Raw genomic sequence first — 24,487 nt, forward strand, 5'->3', positions numbered from 1 at the left:
GCGTGCGTGCCCAGGGTGGGTAGAGTTTGCGCGTCGATCCAACCGAAGGGCAGCGCGCGTGAACATCCCCAAGATCCGCCTGACGGGTCCATTGCAGCAGCGAGACGCGACGGTCTTCCTGGCGATCTCTGCCTTCCTGATCACCTCTCGCGCGCCCATGGGCTTCGTGATGCTGGCGCTGGGCCCCGTCGTCGTGATGGTGGTGCAGGGCCTGCGACGCCACAGCGGTGCCATCGACGTGCGGCTGCGGTTGCTGCTGGGTTCGATGCTGGTCTGCTCGACCCTCTCGCTGCTGCTGTTCAACCAGTCCCAGCTCGCCTCCCCCGGCTCCAGCCTGGCAGTGGCGATCGTGGTGGGCTGCGTGGTGCTGGGCACCCTGGCCACCGGCCGGCCGCGTTGCGGACTGGAACGCCTGGTGGACGGGATCCAGGCCGGCCTGGTCTTCCATTGGCTGGTCTCGATGTTCGAGGCGACCACCGGCATCAAGATGCTGCCCTTGATGTATCCCGACGCCAACACCACGCGCTGGGTGGAGCAGTACCGCTTCTACGTCACCTCGCTGTTTCCCAACTACAACGACTACTCCGTCGCCATGACGCTGCTGTGCACCCTGCTGGTGACGCGGATGCTCTTCGACAACCGGGTGGGGGCGGTTCGCAAGGTGATGCGCCTGGTGATCTTCTTCACCGCGCTCTTCGAGGTGGCCTACATGGGCTCGCGCGGCTGCCTGATCGCCATCATCGTGATGGTGGGTCTGGTGCTGCTGCAGAACATCCGGGCCCACCACCCCGGAACGCTGGGCATTCGCACCTTCGCCTTCGGGGTGCTGTCGGTCGCCACCGTCCTGGTGGGGGTGCTGGCCAGTCCGTGGCTCAAGGACAACTCGGCCGCCCAGCGCGGGCAGATCGCCGGCAACATCGGGCAGATGATCAGCGGCAGCCCGTTGGAGGGGCTGCTCGGCTGGGGCTCCTATGTGGGCTACCAGCAGGCCGCCGACCGGGCCTTCCCCAACAAGCTGATGGACCCCCACAACATGCTGCTCGAGATCGTGGTGGTCTTCGGCATCCCCACCTTGCTGGCCTACCTGGCCTGCTGGTGGTTCGTGGTGCGCCACGGCCTGATTGCCACCCCGGTCGACCGCAACTGGCGCTCGGTGGCGCTGGCCGTGATCGTGGCCACCTACCCGCTGCTCGGCGTGGTCTCCAGCTCGACGCTGCGCTACTACCTGGCCTGGCTGTTCATCGTCGCAGCGGTCGGCTGGGTCAGGCTCGTGCGGCGCGAGCGCGTCGCCGACGTGCGGCGCTGACGGCTTCCAGCACGGCCATCGTCAGCAGTCCGGCCACCAGGCCACCACCCAGGGCCGCGGCGATGCCGCCTCCCTGGCTCTTGGGCAGCGAATGCTGCTTGGAGGTCTCGACCACCTGCAGCGTGGGATTCCACAGCTTGTCGGCCGGAACCATGGTCTTGGCGGTCTCGACGAAGACCTCGGCCGAGGCATTGGCCAGAGCATTGGTGTCGTCCAGGTCCTCACCGGTGGCATGGAAGGCCAGCAGGGCAGAGCCGCCGCCCCAGACGATCGACATCCGGGTGGCGACGTCCTCGGGGGTCCACTTGCCTCCACCCTTGGCCACCACGCCGTCGATGAAGGCGGGGGAGTCCTCCAGCGCGACATAGCTGCGCAGCATCATCGGGATGAGCTGCGCCTGCTGGGTCGCGTCGCCCTCGGAGGTGACCTTGGGCGGCAGCACCAGCACGTGGGCCTTCTGGGTGTACGTGGTGGTGGTCTGCGCCGACTTGAGGCCCAGGGGGATCGCCACCAGCAGGGCCACCACCAGGCCGGGGATGACGAACTTCATCAGTCGCTGGAGATAGGCCAGCACGTCAATGGTTTCTTCTTGCTGCACGCACCGAGGCTACATGGCGCGCGAGGCCCCTCGGTGTAGCTCGCCTGCCTTTCGGGCAGGGACTTTTCGTCGGTGTCCGGCAACTCGACCAGCCGCGCTCCTCACGTCATCCCCAGGACGCGATAGCCTGTGCAGAGGACCAACCCAGCCTGCGGAGGCCTAGTGAACAACGTACGAATCCAGCCCACTGCCGACATGGACGAAGGAGTCACCATCGGTGACGGTTCGTCGGTCTGGCACCTCGCCCAGGTGCGCCACGGCGCCGAGCTGGGCACCAACGTCATCGTCGGTCGTGGTGCCTACATCGGTGAAGGGGTGCACGTCGGCAACAACTGCAAGATCCAGAACTACGCCCTGGTCTACGAACCGGCGTACCTGGAGGACGGAGTCTTCATCGGGCCGGCCGTGGTGCTGACCAATGACCACTTCCCGCGCGCGATCAACCCCGACGGCACCGTCAAGAGCGCCTCCGACTGGGAGCCCGTGGGCGTGACCCTCAAGGAGGGCTGCTCCGTCGGCGCCCGCGCCACCTGCGTCGCCCCGGTGACCATCGGCCGGTGGGCCACGGTGGCCGCCGGTTCCGTCGTGGTCAAGGACGTCCCCGACTACGCGCTGGTGGCTGGCGTTCCCGCCCGCCGCATCAAGTGGGTCGGACGCTCCGGCTTCCCGCTGGCCGAGGACGGCACCGATCCCGACGGCAAGAAGCAGTTCCGGGACGAGAAGACCGGCGACGTGTTCGTCGAGGACAATGAGATTTTGACCCTGGTGGCCGAGGGGTCCGCCAGCACCGATACGGAGGAAGACAAGTGACTGAAGCGTTCATCCCGCCGGCCAAGCCGATTGTTGGTGAGGAGGAGATTGAGGCCGTCACGCGTGTGATGCGCACCGGCATGTTGGCTCAGGGTCAGGAGGTGGCTGATTTCGAGGCTGAGTTCGCGGCGCAGTTCACTCCGGGTCGTCAGGCGGTTGCGGTGAATTCGGGCACCTCGGCTCTGCACATTGGTTTGTTGAGCGCTGGGATCGGTGCGGGTGATGAGGTCATCGTGCCGTCGTTCACGTTCGCTGCGACGGCGAACTCGGTGGCGTTGACGGGGGCCACGCCGGTCTTCGCCGACATCGAGCCGGGTTCGTTCTGCCTGGATCCGAAGAGTGTCGAGGCGTCGATCACGGACAAGACCAAGGGCATCATGCCGGTGCACCTGTATGGGCATCCGGCGAACATGAAGGCCCTCAAGGAGATTGCCGACAAGCATGGTCTGCAGTTGTTCGAGGATGCTGCGCAGGCTCATGGGGCGTCGTTGGATGGCACCCCGGTGGGGGCGTTTGGCACTTTTGGTGCGTTCAGCTTGTACCCGACCAAGAACATGACCTCGGGTGAGGGTGGCATGATCACCGTCGCCGATGCGGAGGTGGAGCGCAAGTGCCGCCTGTACCGCAACCAGGGCATGCTGCAGCAGTACCACAATGAGGTCGTCGGCCTGAACAACCGCATGACCAACATCCATGCCGCGATCGGCCGGGTGCAGTTGACCAAGGTGGGTGCCTGGACCGAGCAGCGTCAGGCCAACGCGAAGTTCTTGTCGGAGAACCTGCAGGGGGTGACCCCTCCGCCGGTGGCCGAGGGTGCGGTGCACGTCTACCACCAGTACACGATCCGGGTGCCGGAGGATCGTGATGGTTTCTCGAAGGCGTTGAAGGAGCAGTTCCAGGTGGGGTCGGGCATGTTCTACCCGGTGCCGAACCACCGTCTGGCTCCGTTCCAGTCGCCGGTGGAGCTGCCGGAGACCGAGAAGGCCGCGCTGGAGTGCCTGTCGCTGCCGGTGCACCCGTCGCTGACCCAGGCCGACCTGGAGCGCATCGTGAATGCCGTCAACACTGTGGCGAAGGCGGGTGCGTGAGCATGGCAGAGCTTCGTGCAGGCCTGATCGGTCTGGGCATGATGGGCCGTCACCATGCCCGTAACCTGCGGGCCATCGACGGTGTCGAGCTGGTCGGTGTCGCGGATGCGATGGGCGACCCGCACGGTGTGGCCGGCGGGTTGGAGGTCAAGAAGTCCATCGACGAGTTGATCGAGGTGGGGCTGGACTACTGCGTGGTGGCCGCCCCGACGGTGTACCACGACGAGATCGGCACGAAGCTGGCCGAGGCCGGGGTGCACGCGTTGATCGAGAAGCCGTTGGCCAAGGACACCGCCTCGGCCAAGGCTCTGGCGGAGGTCTTCAAGGCCAAGGGCCTGGTCGGCGCGGTGGGGCACATCGAGCGGTACAACCCGGCGCTGCAGAACCTGCGCAAGCGGTTGGAGGCCGGCGAGTTGGGTGACCTGTACCAGGTCGCGACCCGTCGTCAGGGCCCCTTCCCGAACCGCATCGCCGATGTGGGTGTCATCAAGGACCTCGGGTCGCATGACATCGACCTGACCGCGTGGGTGACCCAGCGTGACTACGAGCTGGTCGCGGCGCGCTCGATGTTCAAGTCGGGTCGCCAGTACGAGGACATGGTCTCGGCCACCTGCCAGCTGTCGGGCGGGTTGATGAGCAACCACCTGGTGAACTGGCTGACCCCGACCAAGGAACGGTTGTGCATCGTCACCGGTGAGAAGGGCATGTTCATCGCCGACACCCTCACCGCCGACCTGACCTTCTACGGCAACGGGATCGTGCAGCACTCCTGGGACGACATCGCGCAGTTCCGTGGTGTCTCCGAGGGTGACGTGACCCGTTTCGCGATCGCCAAGCCCGAACCGCTGCGCACCGAGCACGAGAACTTCCGTGACGCCGTGCTGGGCAAGGACGCCGACATCGTGACCCTCGAGCAGGGCGCCCGCGTCGTCCAGGTCTGCGAAGCCATGATCGAGAGCTCGAAGAGCAACACCTTCGTCGAGATCAACTGAGCACACGAAGATCGATCCCGGGCTTGCTCTGACCGATCCTCGGGCTTGCTCTGATCCGTTCCCCGAGCTTGTCGAGGGGTAGGGCCCGTCGGAGAAATCCGGCGGGCCCTTCTGCGAGTCCTCGGGGCCGACGGTCGGCTGTTGGGTGCCCGTGCGGGGCCCGTGGATGCGCCGGATCGGCGTCGCTCTGGTGCTGGGCAAGGCAGAGATTGGTTGCGTCGGGCCTTGGTTGCGGCATCAGGCACTCTGGCGCGGGTAGGATTTGCCGAGACCAAGGGCATGCCATGCCGCACGAAAGGACTTCCATGAAGATCGCTGTCATCGGGATGGGCAAGATCGGCCTCCCGCTTGCTGTCCAGTTTGCGTCGAAGGGCCATGAGGTCTTTGGCGTGGATGTGCAGCAGCGGGTGGTGGACACGATCAATGAGGGCAAGGAGCCCTTCCCGGGTGAGGCGATGCTGGGTGAGAAGCTGGCCGAGTTGGTGCCGGCGGGCAACCTGAAGGCCACCACGGACTATTCCGAGGCGATCCCCGGGATCGACGCGATCGTGATCGTGGTGCCGTTGTTCGTCAATGACGAGACCTGGCAGCCCGATTTCGCCTGGATGGAGGCGGCCACCAAGAGCTTCTCCGAGCACCTGACCCCGGGCACCCTGATCTCGTATGAGACCACCCTGCCGGTGGGCACCACCCGCAACCGGTGGAAGCCGATGATCGAAGAAATCTCGGGTTTGAGCGAGGGCACCGACTTCCACCTGGTCTTCTCCCCCGAGCGGGTGCTGACCGGCCGCGTCTTCGCCGACCTGCGCAAGTACCCCAAGCTGGTGGGTGGCCTGAGCCCGCAGGGCACCCAGAAGGCCATCGAGTTCTACGAGGCGGTCCTGGACTTCGACGAGCGTCCCGACCTGGACACCCCCAATGGTGTGTGGGACCTGGGTACCGCGGAGGCGGCCGAGATGGCCAAGCTGGCCGAGACCACCTACCGTGACGTGAACATCGGCCTGGCCAACCAGTTCGGCAAGTTCGCCGAGAAGAACGGCATCGACGTCTACAAGGTGATCAAGGCCTCCAACTCGCAGCCCTACAGCCACATCCACATGCCCGGCATCGCGGTGGGTGGGCACTGCATCCCGGTCTACCCGCGCCTGTACCTGTACACCGACCCGGACGCGACGATCGTGCGTACCGCGCGTGAGGCCAACATGACCATGCCCGAGCATGCCGTCACCCTGGTCGAGGGCGCGCTGGGCGGGCTGGAGGGCAAGAAGGTCCTCATCCTGGGCGCCTCCTACCGCGGCAAGGTGAAGGAGACCGCCTTCAGTGGTGTCTTCCCCACCTTCCAGGTGCTGCAGGCCCGTGGTGCGCAGGTCACCGTCAGTGATCCGATGTACACCGCCGAGGAGCTGGCCAAGCTCAACCTGGCCCCGTACACCGACGGTGACCAGGTCGATGCGGTGATCGTGCAGGCCAACCACCCCGAATTCAGCCAGCTCGGCGCCGCCGACTTCCCCGGCGTGCAGGTCCTGGTCGACGGCCGCAACTGCACCGACGCCACCAAGTGGGAAGGCACCAAGCGCTTCGTGATCGGCGACGGCGAAGCCTGACCCCAACGGCGGACGAGCCTGTCGAGGGGCCGCAGCGGATTCGTCCGTGCGGCCCCTCGTCGCGTCCCCACGAAGTGTCACTGCCCGGCCCTAGTGTTTCTCCTGACGCACCGCGCGTCGCACATCTTCCTGGAGGACACCATGACCCAGCCCGGCAATCCCATCTGGATGGACCTCGGCACCGACGACGTGGAGGGCGCGAAGACCTTCTACACGGCACTGTTCGGCTGGGACTTCCTGGACCAGGGGCCCGACTTCGGCGGCTACCTGATGATCAAGCAGGGCGAGGGCTTCGTCGGCGGTGCGATGAGCTCCAGGATGACCCAGCAGGGGCCGGTGGACGAGCCGCAGTTCCCCACCTGCTGGACGATCTACCTGCGCGTCGACGACATCGACGCGGCGCTGGCCAAGGTGGAACCCACTGGAGGCTCGGTCATGGTTGCGGCCATGCAGGTGGGCGAGGCCGGAAAGATGGCCGTCGTGACCGCCGCCGACGGTGCCGTGGTGGGCCTGTGGCAGGCCGGGGACTTCGAGGGCTACGACTTCACCGGCCAGCCCGGCACCCCCGTCTGGTTCGAGACCATGAGCAAGGACTACGACGCGGCCGCCTCCTTCTACACCGAGGTCTTCGGTTGGCAACTGGCCCCGATGCCCGGCAGCCCCGAGGGCCAGCCGCGCTATGCCACCAATGGGGCCGGGGACCAGGCCGGTTGCGGCCTGTGCGAGGCCAACTCCTTCCTGCCCGCCGAGGTGCCGAGCTACTGGCGGATGTACCTCGCCGTCGACGACTGCGACGCGGCCGTCGCGACGGTGCAGGAGCTGGGTGGCCGCCTGCTCGACGGGCCGATGGACTCGCCCTTCGGTCGGCTGGCCACGGTCGCCGATCCGCATGGTGCAACCTTCCAGGTGATCCAGACCCCCGCACAGGGTTGAATCCGCGCACGGGCCAGGGACGGTCCTAGACTGACAAGGACCGATGTCTGTCCCGTCTGGGAAGAGGAGCACGTCATGCGCTGGTTCGAGCACGCCATCTGGTGGCAGGTCTATCCGTTGGGATTCACCGGGGCGCCGGTGCGCCCTGCCAGTGAGCAGGAGCGCCAGCTCACCCACCGCCTGGGCCACCTGCACAACTGGCTCGACTATGCCCAGCAACTGGGCACCAATGGCCTGCTGCTGGGGCCCATCTTCAGCTCCTCCACCCACGGATATGACACCACCGACCACTTCACCATCGACCCCCGGTTGGGTGACGACGGCGACTTCGATGCGCTGATCGCCGCCTGCCGCGAACGGGGCATCGTGGTGCTGCTGGACGGTGTCTTCAACCATGTGGGAGACCAGCACCCGCTCTACCTGGCAGCCCTGGAGAAGGGGCCCGACAGCGACGAGGCCAAGCTCTTCCGGATCGACTGGAACCAGAACCCGCCCCGTGCCGAGGTCTTCGAGGGGCACGGTTCGCTGGTGGCGCTGAACCACGACGAACCCGCGACGGTGGACCTGGTGGCCGACGTGATGCGCCACTGGTTGCAGCGCGGCATCCACGGCTGGCGGTTGGACGCGGCCTACGCCATCAAGCCCGAGTTCTGGCGCGAGGTGCTGCAGCGGGTGCGTCCGGACTTCGGCGAGGCCTGGTTTGTCGGTGAGATGATCCACGGCGACTACGCCGACTACGTGCAGCGCTCCGGGCTGGACTCCATCACCCAGTACGAACTGTGGAAGTCGGTGTGGAGCGCCTTGTCGGACGAGAACTTCTTCGAGCTGGACTGGACCCTGCAACGGCACAACACCTGGCTGGACACCTTCGTGCCGCAGACCTTCGTCGGCAACCACGACGTCACCCGCATCGCCACGCTGGTGGGGCCCGAGAAGCTCCCGGCCGCCCTGGCCGTGCTGTTCACGGTGGGTGGCATCCCGAGCATCTACCAGGGCGACGAGCAGGGCTTCACCGGCACCAAGTACCAGCGCGAAGGCGGCGACGACGAGGTGCGCCCCACCTTCCCCGACACCCCGGACGGCCTGGCGCCGCTGGGGGCCGAGGTGCACCGCCTGCACCAGGCCCTGATCGCGCTGCGGCGCCGCAACCCGTGGTTGGTGCGGGCCCGCACCGAACAGCTGGAACTGCGCAACGAGTTCTACCGTTACCGGGTGCACGGCCCGCAGGGCGAGCAGCTGGTGGTGCAGCTCGACCTCCCCGCCCGTCGCGTGCAGATCGACGACGGGCAGGGCAACGTGCTGCTCGAGGCCTGACCCATGGGGCACCCCTCACCGGAAGGCTTCTGGGCCGAGCTGTGGTTCCAGGTGGGCATCACCTGGCCCGGCGCGGTGGGGGTGGTGCTGGCCTCGGCGGCGCTGTACCTGTGCTTCGCGCTGGTGGTCCATCTGGCAGGCCCGCGGCTGTGGGCCCGTCCCAGCGTGTTGAGCTTCTCGGTGATGGCACTGCTGGGCGCCCTGTGTGCCCGCGGCATGTTGGGCAATTCGCCCACCCTGGTGGGGGCCCTGCTGGCCGTCGCCGTGCTGCTGTTGATGGAGACGAGCCTGGGGCGGGTCCGCTGGGCGGCCCGCAGCGGGGGCCGACAACGCGACCGCCACGGGGCCGCCGTGGTGATGGTGGACGGCATCCTCTGCGAGGACGTGCTGCGTGACCGGCGGCTCAGCCAGCAGCACCTGCTCTCGCGGCTGCGGCAGGAAGGGGTGCTGCACCGGCGGGATGCGGCACTGGTGGTGCTGGAGCGACGTGGAGGCCTGACCATCGTGCGGCGCGGCGAGCGCATCGAGCGCGAGTTGCTGCACGGGGTGCGGGGTGCCCAGGGCCTGCCCGAGCACGTGCTGCAGCCGGTGGAGGACGAGCAGGAAAGCGTCGAGGCGCACCGCGCAGAGGAGCGGAAGTGGCAGTGACGGCCACTACAGTTGGTCTCGCCGTCCACCAGAAGGAGACCCCAGAATGCGCGTCGTCAGCATCGTCGGTGCCCGTCCCCAGTTCGTGAAGCTGGCACCCGTTGCCAAGGCCCTGGCCGCTGCCGGCATCGATCACAAGATCGTGCACACCGGCCAGCACTACGACGTGAACATGTCTGACTCCTTCTTCGTCGATCTGGGCATCCCGAACCCCGACGTGCACCTGGGCGTGGGCTCCGGCAGCCACGGCGTGCAGACCGGCTCGATGCTGGCCCAGATGGATGCCGCCTTCACCGAGCTCGAGCCCGACTGGGTGCTGGTCTACGGCGACACCAATTCCACGATCGCCGGCACCCTGGCCGCGGTGAAGATGCACATTCCCACCGCCCACCTGGAGGCCGGCCTGCGCTCCTTCAACCGCCGCATGCCGGAGGAGCACAACCGCGTGATGACCGACCACGCCGCCGACATCTGCCTGGCCCCCACCCAGGTGGCCGTGCAGCACCTGGCCGACGAGGGCCTCGAGGAGCGCGCCGTGCTGGTGGGCGACGTGATGGTGGACGTCTGCTTCCAGGTCCGCGACGCCGTCAAGGACCGTCCGCTGGCCATCGAGGGCATCAACGAGGGCGACGAGTTCATCCTTGCCACCATCCATCGCGCCGACAACACCGATGATCCGGCTCGGTTGAAGACCATCCTGGAGACCCTGGCGGCGCTGCCGGTCAAGACGATCCTGCCGGTGCACCCGCGCCTGCGCGCCAAGGCCAGCGAGTTCGGGCTGGACATCGAGGCCGGCAACCTGGTGGCCGTCGACCCACTGGCCTACCCCGACATGGTCAACGCCGTGGTGAAGTCGGTCGGTGTGGTCACCGACTCCGGCGGCCTGCAGAAGGAGGCCTACCTGCTGGGTGCCCCCTGCACCACGCTGCGCACCGAGACCGAGTGGGTCGAGACGCTGGAGGGTGGCTGGAACATCCTCGACCCCGACCTGACCCAGGTGGCAGAGGTGGCGGTGCGTCCCCGCCCCACCGCCGAACGCGGCACTCCCTACGGCACCGGCCAGGCGGCCGAAGCGGTGGCCAAGGCGCTGCAGGACTACCGCGTCGACGCCGCCGGCAACCTGGTGGGCCCCACGGAGTGACGCCGCAGCACACCGGGGCGGGGGCCCGGGTTGCCCACCTCAGCACCGTCCACCAGTCTTGGGACAACCGCATCCTGAACAAGGAGTGCCGGGCGCTGGCCGAGGCGGGCTTCGACGTGCACCTGGTGATCAGCGCCGAGGCCGATCGTGTCACCCACGGCGTGCAGGTGCATGCCATCAAGCGGCGCGGCCGTGCCGCCCGGCTGGTCGCCTCCCAGCTGGAGGCCTGGCGCGCGCTGGACCGGATCCGGCCGCAGTTGTTGCACTTCCATGACCCGGAGCTCATCCCGATGGCCGTGGCCTACGGCCGTTGTCGCGGCATCCCCGTGGTCTACGACGCGCACGAAGACCTGGTCAAGCAGATCGAGACCAAGCCCTACTTGCGCGGGGCCGCCAAGGGCGTGGCGCGTGCCGCCGCCGCCCGGCTGGTGAGCCTGGCCAACCGACGTTGCGACGCCATCGTCACGGTGATCGACGAGATCGGGCAGACCTTCTCCCCGGAGCGCGAGGGACGGGAGCGTCCCGTCGTCGTGGTGAAGAACCTGCCGTGGGCCGCGGACTTCGCGCCGCGGGAGGGCTCTGCGCGGGAACGGACGGCGGTCTACACGGGCGACATCAGCGTGGAACGCGGCCTGGAACGGATGCTCGACGCCGTCGAGGCCACCGACTCGCACCTGGTGACCGCCGGCCGCTGCTTGGTGGACGAGAAGCGCCTGACCGGGAGCACGCGGGTGGACCACCGGGGCCTGGTGCCCCCGTCCGGGCTGCCCGGGATCATCGGCGAGGGGCAGGTGGGGCTGGTGCTGCTCAGCCGCCTGCCCAACTACGAGCACTCCCTGCCCACCAAGGTCTTCGAATACATGGCCTGCGGCATCCCCTTCCTGGCCAGCGACTTCGCCTACTGGCGCGAACTGTTCGGGGGCCTCGACGCGGGCCTGTTCGTCGACCCCGACGACCAGCCGGCCATCCGCGCGGCCCTGGCCGAGCTGCTGGACGATCCCGAGCGCTGCGCCCGGATGGGTGCCAATGGCCGACGGGCCGTGGAGGAGCGCTTCGGCTTCGAGGCAGAGTCCGGCAAGCTCGTCGCCCTGATGGAGCGCCTGCTCGCCTCCTGACAGGCGCTCGGCTCCCTGCGGGACGAGTGGGTTGCAACACGAGCGGAAGCCACAATCCCGAGCGTCGGGCACGAACCCGAGCGGCTGCCGGGAACCCACGCGACAGCTGAGCGGCAAGAAAACCCTGACCCCCATTGCACCAGGCCGGAACGCTGACGTAACCTAACACGTGTTAGGTACTCAACGAGGAGTCAGACATGACTGACATCACACGCCGGGCAGTGCTCGGTGCGGCAGGGCTCGGTGCGGCCGGGACCGCCTTGTCCTGGAAGAGGCTCACCGGCCTCGACATTCCGGGCCGAGGCGCCGACCAGCTGAACATCGCCATCAACGGCACGGCGCAGGATGCGGCGGCCAACCAGGGCCTGATCGACGCCTTCAGCGCCCAGCACCCCGACATCAAGGTCCGCATCGTCCCGATCCAGGGGGCGGACTGGAGCGACTTCTTCGCCAAGATCCTCACCCTCGTGGCCGCCGGCACACCGCCGGACGTGGTGATGGTGGCCACGGAGGGGACGCAGCTCTTCGCGGAACGACTCGCCTACCCGCTCGACGAGTTCGTGATGCGCGACAAGGAGGAGATGCGCGAATTCTTCGACGACGTGCATCCCTCGCTCATCGAGGCCTTCATGTACCAGGGGCAGCTCTTCCAGCTGCCGCTGAGCTGGAATGCCGCCAACATGTACTTCTCGTCCAAGGCGCTGGAGCGTGCCGGCCTGGACTATCCGAAGCAGGACTGGACCTGGGACGACTTCCAGGGCTACCTGCGCCAGATGCGCAAGGCCGCCACGGGAACCTTCCGTCCCTTCTTCTGGACCAATCGCCTGTGGGGAGGGGTGGTGCCGTGGCTGTACAGCAATGACACCTCCTTCCTCAAGCCCAGCCGGTTCCCCGGCGGGGAGTGGTTGTGGCAGGAGTTCTACCCGGGCCAGCAGGGCCGCAGCGGCGGTTACCGGTGGGCCGAGCCCAATGCCGACGATCCGAAGGTGCTGGAGTCCTTCGAGTTCCTGCAGGGGCTGGTGGCCGAGAACCTGGGTTCCTCGCCGGTGCAGGGTGGTGGCAACGAGTTGGTGAGCCGCTTCGGGTCCGGTGTCATCGGCATGACCCCGTCGGGTGGCTACTGGGTGCACGGGCTCAATCAGGCCGGCATGAAGCGCGACGACTACGACGTCGCCTTCTTCCCCAAGGGACGCACCCAGCAGCACCAGTTCGGTACCGCCGGCTACGCGATCATGCGCGACTCCAAGCGCAAGGACGCCGCGTGGGAGTGGTTGAAGTTCTGCGTCAGCAAGCAGGGGCTGGCCATCGCCCAGAAGAATCCCGACTCCAACAGCGCGCGTCGCTCGCACAACACGAAGCTGTACAAGGACACCGGCCCCGCCCACTGGGAGGTCTTCTACGACACTCTCGACAAGCACCCGACCACGGCGCCGGTTCCCGCGCCGCCGCAGGAGGCCGCCGTCGAGACCGCCCTGATCAAGAACGTGCTGGGGGCCGTCACCGGCTCCCGGCCCAATGTGAAGCGTGCGCTGGCGACGCTCCAGCGCGACCTCGAACTCGCCATGAAGGAGTCATGATGGGCGTTCCCGTGAATCCCGCAGCGGCGGCCGAGGCTCCCGCTCCCAGCATCCCCGAGGCGCCCGGGCGTCGCGGCGAGGGCAAGCTGGCCGCCCTGCTGCTGGCTCCCACGGTGATCGGCATCGCGCTGTTCACCCTGGTGCCCATCATCGGGTCGATGGTGCTGGCCTTCTTCGACTGGGACATCATCTCCACACCGAAGTTCGTCGGGGTCAAGAATTTCCAGACCCTGGCCAGCTCCCCGACCATCCGGGTCAGCTTCCTGAACACCTTCGCCTTCGTGGTCGTCGCGGTGGCCTTGCAGATCGCCGTGGCCATGACCCTGGCCGTGCTGGTGCAGTCCAAGATGCCCGGCTGGCTGCGCTCCTTCTTCCGCTCGGTCTTCTTCTTCCCGCTGATCCTCTCCGCGGCGTCGGTCTCGCTGATCATGAGCTACCTGTTCAACGAGGACTTCGGCACGGTCAACAAGCTGCTCGGCCTGTTGGGCATGAGCCCGGTGCCCTGGCTCACCAGCACCACCGGCGCCATGGTCGTCACCGTCCTGGTCTACGTCTGGCAGAACTTCGGCTTCACCTTCCTGCTCTTCATCGGCGGCCTGTCCTCCATTCCGCAGGACATCTACGAGGCGAGCGACATCGACGGTGCCTCACCCATGCGCCGCTTCTGGCAGATCACGATGCCGCTGGTCAGCCCCACGATGCTGGTGGCCACCGTGATGGCCATGATCTCTGCGCTGCAGATCTTCGACCAGCCCTATGTGCTCACCAAGGGTGGCCCCGGCGACTCCACCCGCACCGCCGTCATGGTCATCTACCAGTCGGCCTTCCAGGAGCTGCAGTTCGGCCTCGCCGCCGCCATCGGGCTGGTGCTGATGCTGATCATCATGCTGGTCACCTGGGTGCAGTTCCGCCTGTCCAAGCGTTTCGTCTTCTACATGTGAGGGGCCTGACATGTCCACTGCAATGAACACAGCCCCCGATCTGACGGGGACCACCACCCGGCGCTCGCGTCGCAAGAACCTGGCCCCGCTGGCCGGACGCATCCTCGTCCTGCTGGTGGCGCTCTTCCTCACCCTCGGACCCGTCGTGTGGACCGTGTGGGTGGCCTTCACCCCCACCGACGAGGCGGGGCGCCGGACGCTGAGCTTCGCGGCCTTCAGCGACGCCTTCAGCAAGGTGAACATGCTCCGGCTGTTCTGGAACTCGATCCTGGTGACGGCGTTGTGCGCGGTCGGCCAGATGTTCACCGCCGCCCTGGCCGGCTATGCCTTCGCACGGTTGCGCTTTCGTGGTCGCAACGCCCTGTTCGCCGTGATCCTGGCGACGATGATGGTGCCGATGCAGGTCACCATCGTCCCGGTCTTCATGCTGATCCGCGGCATGGGGCTGTCCGACACGCTGCTCGCCCTGATCCTGCCCGCCATCCCCACCGCCTTCGGCACCTTCCTGATGCGCCAGTACTTCCTGGGCATCCCGGACAGCCTTGCCGAGGCCGCCCAGATCGATGGCGCCACCCCGTGGCAGGTCTTCTGGAAGGTCTACCTGCCGCTGTCCACCCCCGGCCTGGCCATCGTCGGCATCCTGGCCTTCAACGCCATCTGGAACGAGTTCTTCCGGCCGCTGATCATGACCATCAGCTCCGAGAACTTCACCCTGCCGCTCGGTCTGGTGAGCCTGCAGGGCCAGCTGGGTACCGGGAGCATGAGCACCGTGCTCGCCGGCGTCGTGCTGTCCATGATCCCCGCCCTTGTCGTCTTCGTCTTCGGGCAGCGGCCGCTGCGTGAAGGCCTCACCGCAGGAAGTGTGAAGTGATGAGTGATCCCTGTCTGCCCGTGCGCCATGTCCGCCCCGCCAAGGGATGGATCAATGACCCCAATGGCGTGTGCCGTTGGAATGGCCGATGGCACGTCTTCTACCAGTTCAATCCCGACGAGCCCCGCCACGGCCAGATCCACTGGGGCCATGCCAGCTCCGCAGACCTGGTCCACTGGCAGGAGGAAGAGGTGGCCATCCGGCCCCGGCCCGGGCAGCTCGACGAGGTCGGCTGCTGGAGTGGCTGCTTCACCAACGACGCCGGGACTCCCACCTTCTGCTACACGGCCGTGGCCACCGGCCCCGCCGACGCGGTGGGAGCCATCGCCACCGGCTCGGATGACCTCCTCGGTTGGCAGCAGGCCGAGACGCCCAGCGCACCCCGCGTGGGCGTCCCGGCGGCCGAGACCAGGGACCCCTTCGTCGTCTGGATCGAGGGACGGCGCTACATCGTGCAGGGTCACGGTGGCCCCGGCGTGCCCGCCCAGGTGCTGGTCTACGATGCGACCGACCTGGCTGACTGGAAGCTGCTGGGACCCCTGTTGGAGATGACGGACCCGGTGGCCGCTGAGCATGCCGCCGCCGACATCTGGGAGTGCCCCAACCTGGTGCAGGTGGACGGGCAGTGGGTGCTGGTCCTGAGCCTGTGGCGCCACAACGGTGTCCAGGGTGAGCTGTCCGGCGTCCGATGGCTGGTGGGCGACATTGCGCTGAGTGACGGGGTGCCTCGCTTCACCGCGCGTGACGGCGGCGTGGTCGACCATGGTCCCGCCTTCTACGCACCGCAGTTGCTCCCCGACGTCGACGCTGCCGAGCAGGCGCGCGTCCTGATGTGGGGTTGGTCCTGGGAGCTGGATCGCGACGATGCGTGGCTCGACGCGCACGGCTGGGCGGGAGTGATCACCACCGCCCGCGAACTCCACCTGCGCGATGGGAAGCTGGTCAGCCAGCCCGCGCCCGAGGTGCTGTCAGAGCTGGTCGAGGAAGCCTCCCAGAGCTGGACGGCGGGCGACGGAGCCAGGGTGGTGACCACCACCGGGCCCGGGCGACTGGTCTGTTCCGCCGCCGATGGTCCGGAGGTCGTGGAGTTGACCGGCGCCAGCACCGTGGTGGTGGATGGCAGCCTCGTCGAGGTCTTCACCGACGGTGCGGCCTTCACCACCCGGATCTACCCCACCGACGAGTCGGTGTGGAGCGTCCAGGCCGACGGGGTCACGGTCGCTCGCCTCTGAACCCTCGCTCGCGTCTCCTCGCGGAACCGCGCTGCGAGGCTCCGAGCCCACGCCGAGCCGCCCCCGGTCCCCGAGCCCAACGCCGAGCCGCCCCCCACGGTCCCCGAGCTTGTCGAGGGGTTTGGGCCGGCGGTCTGCCGTCGTGATTGGTCGATCAGTGCTTGGCTTGGGCAACCGAGGCGCGTCGCACGACTGGACTGTCCACCGGGATCTCCCCGGTGGGCAGTTCCTTGCCGTCAAGGGCCTCCAGCAGCAGCCGTGCCGCCTGCTCGCCCATCTCCCGGTGGGGGAGCAGGACCGTGCTCAGGCCCAGCTGGGGTGCCACATTCGGGTCGTCGTCGTAGCCGACCACCGACAGGTCCTCGGGGATTCGCAGACCCAGCCGCGCCGCGGCCAGGAAGACCCCCATCGCCACGCGGTCATTGGCGCACATGATGGCGGTGGGGGGCTCGGCGACGTCGAGGACGCGTGTTCCCGTCGCCAGTCCCGCGTCGATCTCCCAGCCGCACTGCACCAGGGTGGAAGTCGCGCCCGACGAGGCGATGGCTTCCTGATGCCCGACGATGCGGCGCCCATTGGCGGTGACCTCGTCGGTGCCCGTCAGGTAGGTGATCCGACGATGGCCGGCCTCCAGCAGCAGCTCGGTGGCCCGCCTCCCGCCAGCGTGCTCGTCGCTGACCACACCGGCGGCCCGGCCTTGGGGGTCGAAGGCATTGAGCAGCAGGCACTTCTCCGCCAGGAAGGAGTCCGGCGGATCCCACGAGTGCAGGCCCTCGGCGGCGAAGAGCAGGGCATCGCACTGCCGTGCCCGCAGCATGTCGACGGCCTCCACCTCGAGTTCCCGGTCCTGGTGGGAGTCGATGGCCAGCAGCAGGTAGCCCTGCTGGGCGGCGATGTCCGTCGCGCCCGAGATCATCGCACCGCCATAGGTGCCCGACGCGATCGAGTCGGTGATCACCCCGATGGTGTGGGTGGCGGCGCTGCGCAGGCTACGGGCGATGCGATTGGGCCGGTAGCCCAGTTCCTCCGCGGCGGCCCGCACCGCGGCCTGGTTCTCGGCCGAGATCACGCCCTCCGCGCGCCCGTTCAGCACCAGGGAGACGGCCGTGCGGGAAACCCCTGCCAGTGCAGCAACGTCGTATGACGTGACGCCTCGTGCCATGTCCGTCCCAGCTCAGCGCAGCACGACGGTGCTCTCGGGGAGCACCAGCTCGGGGGTGCCCTCTTCCTCCGCGCCCTGGCTGGAGACCTTGTCGAACAGGATCTTGATGGTCTGCAGGCCGATCTTGAGGTCCAGCATCGGCGAGTAGGTCTTGATGTAGAGCAGGTCGAAGTTCAGCTTGGCCTGGAAGTCGCTGGCGTACTTGCCGTAGACCTGCGCATAGCCAGTCACACCGGCGCGCACATTGTGGCGCAGCGGGTAGTGCGGGTTGATCTCGGTGAACTGCTCGACGAAGAAGGGGCGCTCCGGGCGCGGGCCGATCAGGCTCATGTCGCCGCGCAGCACATTGATCAGCTGGGGCAGTTCGTCGATGCGCATGCTGCGCAGGTACTTGCCCAGCGGCGTGACGCGCGCGTCATTGCTGGTGGCCAGCGTCGGGCCCGACTTGGCCTCCGCATTGGCCGCCATCGAGCGGAACTTGAGGATCTCGAATTCCTTGTTGTCCTTGGTGATGCGCACCTGTTTGTAGAAGACCGGCCCCTTGGAGGTGGCCTTCACCAGCACCGCGGTGACCAGCATGATCGGGCTCACCAGGATCAGCCCCACCAGGGCCACCAGGAAGTCGCTGGCCCGCTTGAGCACGTCGTACTCGCCGGGGATCTTGAACGGGCTCACCAGCACGATCGACTCGTCCTCGATGCTCATGATGTTCGGGTTGATCATCAGCAGCCGCTGGAAGTCGGCGGTGAGGAAGATCTCCTTGTTCTGCTCCAGCAGGTAGTCGTAGACCTGTCGGCGCGTCTCGGAGTCGATCTGGTCGCTGACGTGCACGGAGTCGTACTCGTCTAGGTGTTCGCGCAGGTGTGCGACGTAGTTGCCCTCCACCACATGGGTGAGCTGGTGGCGGGGGCTGCGATTGGACAGGAAGTTGCGCACGGCGCGCGACTCGTGGTCGGGCACCGTCAGGCACATCACGCGGTTGTCGCCGCGCACCTTGCGGTAGATGCCGTAGACGATGATGCGCAGGATCGACAGGGCGACGGTGCTGACCAGCAGGTTGATCAGGATCACGCCGCGCGGGAAGGCGAACCAGTTGCCGGCAAAGGTGGCGGCCGCGATGATGCCGGTGACGATGATCTGGTCGATCAACGTGATGATCACCAGGTCGAGCCGCGTCTTGTTGTACAGCACGTAGATGCCGGAGTAGGCGCTGACCAGCACGAAGCCCAGCAGCGCCCAGACCAGCGTCGAGGTGATGTCGGCCATGTTCCGGGCAGGGAAGTCCCCGCCGAAGCGCAGCCAGACCGACAGGAACAGTGATGCGGTGAACACCACCATGTCGGCGAGCACCATCAGCAGCTTCTCTGCCTTGGCGAAATTGTCCTTGCGGGCCACGCGTGTCCCTTCCACGTCTGAGTCACGGGGGCAGTGGTCGAAGGTCGCCTCCCGCGGATCGTCGCCAGTCTAGTGGGCAAGCAGCGGCGCCCCGTCGTACCACGACGGGGCGCCGAGCCACGGTTTCGGTGTCAGTCGCGTCCGGTGCGCGCCCGGTACTGGGTGACGGCCCGATCCAGGGCCTGCTCCAGGGCATCGGCACTGGCCTGCAGGCTGAACCGCTCGGTCATCAGCTGGCGGGCGCGGGCATGCCAGCGCTCCAGGGTGGCGGCGTCGGCGTCGCGCACCCGACGGATGCCCTCCACCAGCTCGGTGGGCTCCACGACCGCACCCACCTCGTCGTCGCTGATCACCTTGCGCAGTGGCTGCTTGGCATTGGAGACCACGGCCAGGCCCGAGGCCATGTAGTCATACAGCTTGTTGGGGCTCATGCCCTTGTTGAAGACGCTCTGCGGGCTGACGGTGTGCAGGCCGACGTCGCCGGCCTTGAGCAGCGCCACCAGCTGGTCCTTGGGCACCTGGTCGTGGAAGCGGACATTGGTGAGCTTGCGGGCGGCCACCTCGTCGACGGCCCACTGCTTGCGGGAACCGGAACCGATCAGCAGGAAGTCGACGTCGGGCAGCTGCTCGGCGGCCTCCAGGATCAGGTCGAGACCGACATAGCTGGAGTGGTTGCCGCTGAAGACCGCGGTGAAACGCGTCAGGCCCAGGCGGCTGCGCACCTCTTCCTTGGTCTCGGGCACGTCGAACTCGCTGAGGTCGGCGCCATTGCCCACCACGTTGAGCTTGGCGGTGTCGATGCCCAGCCCGCGGAAGTGGTCCTCCCAGCCGTCGGTGACCACGATGATCTGCTCGGCGCGGCGGTAGAGGGTGCGCTCCAGGCCGACGAGCACCTTGTGCAGCGGGCTGCCCTCCTTGAGGGAGCCGCCGCTGACCAGGCTCTCGGGCCACAGGTCACGCACCTCCATCACGAAGGGCTTCTTGCGCACGGCGGCGAGCGCGGCGCCCGCGGCGGGGGCGAGCAGCTGCGGGGAGGAGGCGAAGACCACGTCGCAGCGCTTGCCCAGCCCGGTGGCGAAGGCCTCGACGGCGAAGACGCCCCAGCCCAGGATGCGCTTGCCGCCGTTGCCGGCATAGGCGGGCACGGGCACCAGGTTGAAGCGCTTGTCGACCGAGCTCATCAGCTCGCCCGTGGTGTGGTGACGGGCACTGGAGATGATGCGGAAGTCCCAGCCACGCAGTCTGCTGAGCATGTCGAAGGTGCGCGTGATGCCGCCGTACTCCCGGGGGAAGGCGTACTGGTTGATTGCCAGCACTCGGCGAGCCGGTGCGGTGCGGGAGCGCTCGTCCATCTGCGTGTTCCTCATGTCCTGTAACTGTGTCCTGGTTGTCGGCCCGGGGCTGCTGGCCCGACGGGGTGCGGTTGGCTCGACGGGGTTGGTCCGGGGAGCCGCCCGGGGTGACCGTTTCATGCTAGTGCCCGTGCCCACCGTCGCGGGCACCCACGGCGTCGCGGGGCGTGTGGCGAAAGCTGTACGCAAGCTGAAAGTAAGTGGTCGGATGACCCACATGAAATCTCTTGTGTGGCGGGAGATCCCGGCATTTCGGGCCCGTTGGACCCCCGTGCCTGAGCGTTGCCTGAAGGCGTCTGAGGGATTGCCGTGCCATGGGTCATCGTGGAACAGGCAGAACCGGATCAGATGGGTCCAAATGGCCGGGGTCGGCGGGGGCGGCGTCAGGGCGTGGACGGATACCCTAGGACGCGCGGATGCAGCTGCACCACTGGCCAGTGGTGGACGGGCATCCGCACTTGTTGTGGACAGGAAAATCTTTGAACTGCAGTCGTCATGGAGTTGGGGCCCAGCGTGGGCTCCGACGCACCATGCCGCCCACCGGGGGTGGGGCGGCTGCTTGGCCTTTCCGGGTGGACCCCAGCTTCACCGAACCAACCTTTCCCTTGCAGGCAAGCGATTTGTGCGTGTTGCCCGACTCTCGTCGCGGGGGCGTGGGTGATGCTGGTGTCCACGGGCTGTTCGGCGGGGGAATCCGAGCCGTCAGCGGAGATCGCCGATCCACGCCCGGACGAGCGGATGAGACGAGGGCTGCTGCGGGCTGCGGCCGGAACGGGGGGTGCCCATGAGCGGTTCCCTCGTCTCGCGCGCCCGCAACTGGGCCGATGGCCGGCTGCTGAGCGTCATCGGCATCCTGCTGTTGCCCTTGGTCATCATCTCCGGTTTCCTCTGGGCCACCTCCGGTTCCACTGGGCGGTTGAGCCAGGCCGAGGCCGCCATCGTCAACCTCGACCAGGGCAGCGTCGTCTCCGGAAAGCCGATCAGGCTCGGGCAGGAATACGCCCTGCAGCTCAAGAACCAGAAGGGCCCCAACTTCACCTGGCGCTATGGCGTCTCTCCCACCGAGGCGCGTGAGGGGCTGGCGGCCGGCCGCTTCTCCGCCGTCGTCGTGATCCCGCCCACCTTCTCCAAGGTGCTCACCGGCACGAGCAGTGGCGGGGCAGACCAGAAGGCGACCTTGGTGGTGGAGCGATCGCCCATCTCCGGCGTCAGTGACCAGATGGTCTTCTCGCAGTTGTCTGCGGCCGCCACCCAGTCGGTGTCCAATTCGGTGACTCGCACCTACCTGGACAACCTCTTCGTCACCTCCGCCGCGGTCGGCACGTCGCTGGGGGAGACCGCCAGCGTCGCCCACGAGGCCGCGCAGGCCGCCGGGGCCCTGGAGGAGGACGCGCGCACAGCCCAGCAGGCCTCCGACCAGGCCTCGCGTGAGGCGCAGCAGGCTGGCGGCAGCACCGGTGAGTTGGTCGACTCTGCGCAACGCTCGGCGCAGGGTGCCCAGGAGGTGCAGAACCAGGAGACGGCCGCCAAGGAGTCGGCCTCGACGGCGTCGTCGGTCAGCGGCGAGCAGGGCGAGGCCATCGACGAGGTGGCCCGCAAGGCCGAAGGAGTCTCCGAGACGGCCGACGCCGCCCGCAAGGGCACCGATGCCAGCACCAAGCGGGTGCAGGAGGCCGCGGCCGAGGGGGCCCGCGTCCAGACCTCTGCCGAGCAGGTGGCCAAGGCCGCGGCCCAGAACAAGGAGGCCGCGCAGCGTTACACCGGTGAGGTGGGCGAGGCGGTGCGCGCCCAGGCAGAACTGCAGGAGCAGCTGGGCGCCGTGCAGGGCAGCCTGGAGGGCTACGTCGAGAACGTCCAGGTGGTGACCAGCGCCGTGCGCACGGTGACGGGACGCACCCAGCAGGCCAGCGCCCCGCAGGCTGCTGCTCCGGAGGGGCCCGTCGAGCGGGTGATCCGCGAGGACGGACCCCGCCAGGTGGCTGCCGCAACGTCGGGATCCGGGTCGGCCAGCCCGTCGACCACCAGCACGGCCCAGGCGAGCCCCAGCTCTGCCCAAACGAACCCTGCCCAGGCGAGCTCTGACCAGGCCACCCAGTCGCGATCGGCCACTCGCGTGCCCGGCAACGCCCGGGTGGGGTCCGCGAGCGAGGGGCGCCAGGTGGCACCGCCGGCACAGCAGGCAGTGGGCGCCACGATCATGCGCGCCCAGGCCTTGCCGCAGCAGGCCACGCCGCAGGAGCGGGACGCGATCGTCACCGAGCTGCGGGCGGCGGCTCGTGCCCTGGAGGACTCCGAGGGCCAGGTTCCCGAACTGGAGAAGCAGGCGGCCGCCAACCTGGCCGCGGCCAAGGAGCTGGAGACCAGCTACCAGAAGCTGCGCGAATCGCTGCCGACCACCAAGGTCAACGCGAACAATGGTCTGGGCAACATCCCGCCCGAGTGCCAGGAGTACGACAAGAAGACGCAGGCGGCCGAGATCCGGGCCTGCAAGCAGGGTCTGGCGGCCGGCTACAACAAGGCCGTCGACGAGGTGCTGGCGGGCCTGGACAACAGCGGGCACGCCACCCAGATCGAGTCGGTGCGCAGCAGCGCGCAGGCCATGGCCGACGCGCTGGGGGGTCTGGAGTCCAGCCGGGCCCAGACGGTCAAGACGCTCGACGACTTGGCCGACCGGGTGGCCGGGCTCGACCTGACACCGCCCGCCCCGTCGGAGCCCGAGCCGAGTCAGACTCCCGAGCCCAGCCAGAGCCCTGAGCCCAGCCAGACGCCTGAGCCCACTGGTGATCCGGAGCCGAGTCAGGAGCCCGAACCCAGCGAGAATCCGGAACCCAGTCAGGAACCGGAGCCGAGTCAGGAACCGGAGCCGAGTCAGGAACCGGAGCCGAGTCAGGAGCCCGAGCCCAGCCAGCGTCCGGAACCCAGCGCGACGACGCAGCCCGGGCCCGCGCCCTCCGATGCACCGTCGGCTGGTCCCACCGACCAGCCCAGCGTCGACCCAACCCGGCCCAGTGCCGACCCAACCCAGCCCAGTGCGCAGCCCAACCCACCGGTTGCCGGCGACCTGACCGACGAGCAGGTCACCACCGCCCTGGACCAGCTCGACAGCTCGAGCGTCGAGGTGACCGAGCAGCTGGCCGAGCTCCAGGAGGCCCTGACCAGTGGCAACGAGGGTCTCAGCAAGATCGCTGCCTCATCCGACGCCTCCAAGGCGCTCACCGAGGGCGCGGGCCAGATGGACACCGTCGCCGCCCAGCAGGTCAGCACCGTGCAGGCCCTGCAGAAGAGCCTGTCGAGCCTGAACGCGGGCATGGCCGAGCTGGCCGACTCGATGAGAGGCCTGCAGGGCGACGCCGACGAGCTGGGCGCCGAGGCCACCCGGGTGAGCGACAACACCACCGCCGTGGCGCAGGAGATGACGCGGCTCAACGAGCAGATGGATGCTTTGCAGAGTTCGACGGTGGAGGCCGCCGAGCGTGCCACCGCCGCTCAGGGGCAGGCCGCCGCGGTGCAACAGCAGGTCAGCGCGCTGCAGCAGTCCAGCGGTGTGGTCAACACCCGCACCGCCACCGTCACGACCAAGGCGCACCAGCAGACCGAGCGCAGCACCACCGTCGCCAAGCGGGTGGACAGCGCCCAGTCGCAGCTGCCCGACTACAGCGACGAGGATCGCCAGAAGCTCACCGACGTGGTCAGCCAGCCGATCGACGTCTCGCAGACCAATGCCTTCCGCAACATCGGGTGGGTGAGCATGCTGATGCTGCTCTCGCTGTGGGCCGGTGCCATGGGCCTGCACAGCGCCTTGGCCCCGATCAGCAGCCGAGCACGTCGCTCCACCGAGGCGTCGGGCCGCCTGTTGGCCCAGGAGATGGCCCCCGCCGCTGGCCTGGCGGCCCTGCAGGGGCTGGCGGTCAGTGCCGTGGGGCGGGCCGTGCTGGACATGAGTGCCGATCGTTGGCTGGCAGTCACGGCGGCCCTGGTCATCTCGAGCGTGACCTTCGCCGCGGTCAACCACGCGCTCGTCGCCTTCCTGCGCGGTTTCGGCCGACTGGTGGCCGCCGCCTTCGCCCTGCTCGCAGCGGCGGGGCTGCTCACCCAGGCCTACCCCGAGACGATGTCGGTGATGCGCAGTCTGTCGCCGATCACCCCCGCCATCGACTGGGTGCGGGCACTGCTCACCGGGGCACCGGGTGGTGCCACCAGTGCAGCGATCCTGATCGCTTGGCTGGGCGGAGGGCTACTGCTCAGCGCCCTGGCCATCCTGCGGGCCCGTGACCCGGAGCCGAAGCGGGTGCCGACGGTTCGCGACGAGCCCGTCGCCTGAGATTTCGACGTGCGGGGATGAGCGCGCACGTCGAAATTACATCGGCACGTGGTGCAGTGCGTGCACCCGTCGCCAGCGCGTGCGCAG

At 68.0% G+C, this 24,487-nt stretch carries 19 protein-coding genes; 15 read left to right on the plus strand and 4 right to left on the minus strand.

All coding sequences use genetic code 11. The annotated features are described in order from the left end of the window. Nucleotides 1–58 precede the first annotated feature (58 nt). Nucleotides 59–1,306: an O-antigen ligase family protein gene (locus ACOAMO_RS04885; RefSeq protein WP_420176464.1), complete on the plus strand. Its 1,248-nt coding sequence runs from the start codon at nucleotides 59–61 to the stop codon at nucleotides 1,304–1,306. Here ACOAMO_RS04885 and ACOAMO_RS04890 read toward each other — a convergent pair. After that, nucleotides 1,263–1,904, minus strand: a complete 642-nt coding sequence (locus ACOAMO_RS04890; RefSeq protein WP_420176465.1) for a hypothetical protein — start codon at nucleotides 1,902–1,904, stop codon at nucleotides 1,263–1,265. The genes ACOAMO_RS04885 and ACOAMO_RS04890 overlap by 44 nt on opposite strands. A 162-nt stretch (nucleotides 1,905–2,066) precedes the next feature. On the opposite strand from ACOAMO_RS04890, the gene ACOAMO_RS04895 reads away from it, so the two are divergent. The 13 genes from ACOAMO_RS04895 (at nucleotide 2,067) to ACOAMO_RS04955 (ending at nucleotide 16,170) form a co-directional block, all read left to right on the plus strand. Continuing rightward, the gene (locus ACOAMO_RS04895; RefSeq protein ID WP_420176466.1) at nucleotides 2,067–2,714 is read left to right on the plus strand and encodes an acyltransferase; all 648 of its coding nucleotides are present in this window, start codon (nucleotides 2,067–2,069) and stop codon (nucleotides 2,712–2,714) included. Continuing rightward, on the plus strand, nucleotides 2,711–3,802 hold the full coding sequence (locus tag ACOAMO_RS04900) for a DegT/DnrJ/EryC1/StrS family aminotransferase (RefSeq protein ID WP_420176467.1): 1,092 nt from the start codon (nucleotides 2,711–2,713) through the stop codon (nucleotides 3,800–3,802). The genes ACOAMO_RS04895 and ACOAMO_RS04900 overlap by 4 nt, the downstream gene beginning before the upstream one ends. Before the next feature lie 2 nt (nucleotides 3,803–3,804). Beyond that, nucleotides 3,805–4,794, plus strand: coding sequence for a Gfo/Idh/MocA family protein (locus ACOAMO_RS04905; RefSeq protein ID WP_420176972.1), 990 nt, complete (start codon nucleotides 3,805–3,807; stop codon nucleotides 4,792–4,794). A gap of 305 nt (nucleotides 4,795–5,099) precedes the next feature. Next, nucleotides 5,100–6,398 (plus strand): nucleotide sugar dehydrogenase, encoded by a 1,299-nt coding sequence (locus ACOAMO_RS04910; protein ID WP_420176468.1) that lies wholly within the window; start codon nucleotides 5,100–5,102, stop codon nucleotides 6,396–6,398. A 141-nt stretch (nucleotides 6,399–6,539) separates the two neighbouring features. Then, the gene (locus ACOAMO_RS04915) at nucleotides 6,540–7,331 is read left to right on the plus strand and encodes a VOC family protein (protein ID WP_420176469.1); all 792 of its coding nucleotides are present in this window, start codon (nucleotides 6,540–6,542) and stop codon (nucleotides 7,329–7,331) included. 75 nt (nucleotides 7,332–7,406) lie between these two features. Continuing rightward, the gene (locus tag ACOAMO_RS04920) at nucleotides 7,407–8,645 is read left to right on the plus strand and encodes an alpha-amylase family protein (protein WP_420176470.1); all 1,239 of its coding nucleotides are present in this window, start codon (nucleotides 7,407–7,409) and stop codon (nucleotides 8,643–8,645) included. A 3-nt stretch (nucleotides 8,646–8,648) separates the two neighbouring features. Continuing rightward, nucleotides 8,649–9,293 carry a YetF domain-containing protein gene (locus ACOAMO_RS04925; protein WP_420176471.1) on the plus strand — a complete coding sequence of 215 codons (645 nt, stop codon included), beginning with the start codon at nucleotides 8,649–8,651 and terminating at the stop codon, nucleotides 9,291–9,293. Between the two features lie 46 nt (nucleotides 9,294–9,339). Further along, the gene (gene wecB, locus ACOAMO_RS04930; protein WP_420176472.1) at nucleotides 9,340–10,434 is read left to right on the plus strand and encodes a non-hydrolyzing UDP-N-acetylglucosamine 2-epimerase; all 1,095 of its coding nucleotides are present in this window, start codon (nucleotides 9,340–9,342) and stop codon (nucleotides 10,432–10,434) included. After that, nucleotides 10,431–11,549, plus strand: coding sequence for a glycosyltransferase (locus ACOAMO_RS04935; protein ID WP_420176473.1), 1,119 nt, complete (start codon nucleotides 10,431–10,433; stop codon nucleotides 11,547–11,549). Before wecB ends, ACOAMO_RS04935 begins: the two co-directional genes overlap by 4 nt. 197 nt (nucleotides 11,550–11,746) lie before the next feature. Continuing rightward, entirely contained in the window at nucleotides 11,747–13,126 is a 1,380-nt protein-coding gene (locus ACOAMO_RS04940; protein WP_420176474.1) for an ABC transporter substrate-binding protein, read from the plus strand. Next, nucleotides 13,126–14,067 carry a carbohydrate ABC transporter permease gene (locus tag ACOAMO_RS04945; RefSeq protein WP_420176475.1) on the plus strand — a complete coding sequence of 314 codons (942 nt, stop codon included), beginning with the start codon at nucleotides 13,126–13,128 and terminating at the stop codon, nucleotides 14,065–14,067. The genes ACOAMO_RS04940 and ACOAMO_RS04945 overlap by 1 nt, the downstream gene beginning before the upstream one ends. A gap of 10 nt (nucleotides 14,068–14,077) precedes the next feature. Then, nucleotides 14,078–14,938, plus strand: a complete 861-nt coding sequence (locus ACOAMO_RS04950) for a carbohydrate ABC transporter permease (protein ID WP_420176476.1) — start codon at nucleotides 14,078–14,080, stop codon at nucleotides 14,936–14,938. Beyond that, the gene (locus ACOAMO_RS04955) at nucleotides 14,938–16,170 is read left to right on the plus strand and encodes a GH32 C-terminal domain-containing protein (protein ID WP_420176477.1); all 1,233 of its coding nucleotides are present in this window, start codon (nucleotides 14,938–14,940) and stop codon (nucleotides 16,168–16,170) included. The genes ACOAMO_RS04950 and ACOAMO_RS04955 overlap by 1 nt, the downstream gene beginning before the upstream one ends. 154 nt (nucleotides 16,171–16,324) lie before the next feature. On the opposite strand, the gene ACOAMO_RS04960 is transcribed toward ACOAMO_RS04955, so the two are convergent. The 3 genes from ACOAMO_RS04960 to ACOAMO_RS04970 all read right to left on the minus strand — a co-directional run bounded on the left by ACOAMO_RS04960 (nucleotide 16,325) and on the right by ACOAMO_RS04970 (nucleotide 20,094). Next, a complete protein-coding gene (locus ACOAMO_RS04960; protein WP_420176478.1) occupies nucleotides 16,325–17,332 on the minus strand; it encodes a LacI family DNA-binding transcriptional regulator in 1,008 nt (335 codons plus the stop codon). A gap of 12 nt (nucleotides 17,333–17,344) precedes the next feature. Further along, nucleotides 17,345–18,685 (minus strand): sugar transferase, encoded by a 1,341-nt coding sequence (locus ACOAMO_RS04965; RefSeq protein WP_420176973.1) that lies wholly within the window; start codon nucleotides 18,683–18,685, stop codon nucleotides 17,345–17,347. Nucleotides 18,686–18,858: 173 nt separating this feature from the next. Continuing rightward, nucleotides 18,859–20,094: a glycosyltransferase family 4 protein gene (locus ACOAMO_RS04970; RefSeq protein WP_420176479.1), complete on the minus strand. Its 1,236-nt coding sequence runs from the start codon at nucleotides 20,092–20,094 to the stop codon at nucleotides 18,859–18,861. A 769-nt stretch (nucleotides 20,095–20,863) separates the two neighbouring features. Here ACOAMO_RS04970 and ACOAMO_RS04975 point away from each other — a divergent pair. Beyond that, nucleotides 20,864–24,400, plus strand: coding sequence for an ABC transporter permease (locus ACOAMO_RS04975; protein WP_420176480.1), 3,537 nt, complete (start codon nucleotides 20,864–20,866; stop codon nucleotides 24,398–24,400). The last annotated feature ends 87 nt before the right edge of the window (nucleotides 24,401–24,487 follow it).

The sequence above is a fragment of the Luteococcus struthionis genome (assembly GCF_048595755.1).
Taxonomy (GTDB): Bacteria; Actinomycetota; Actinomycetes; order Propionibacteriales; family Propionibacteriaceae; genus Luteococcus.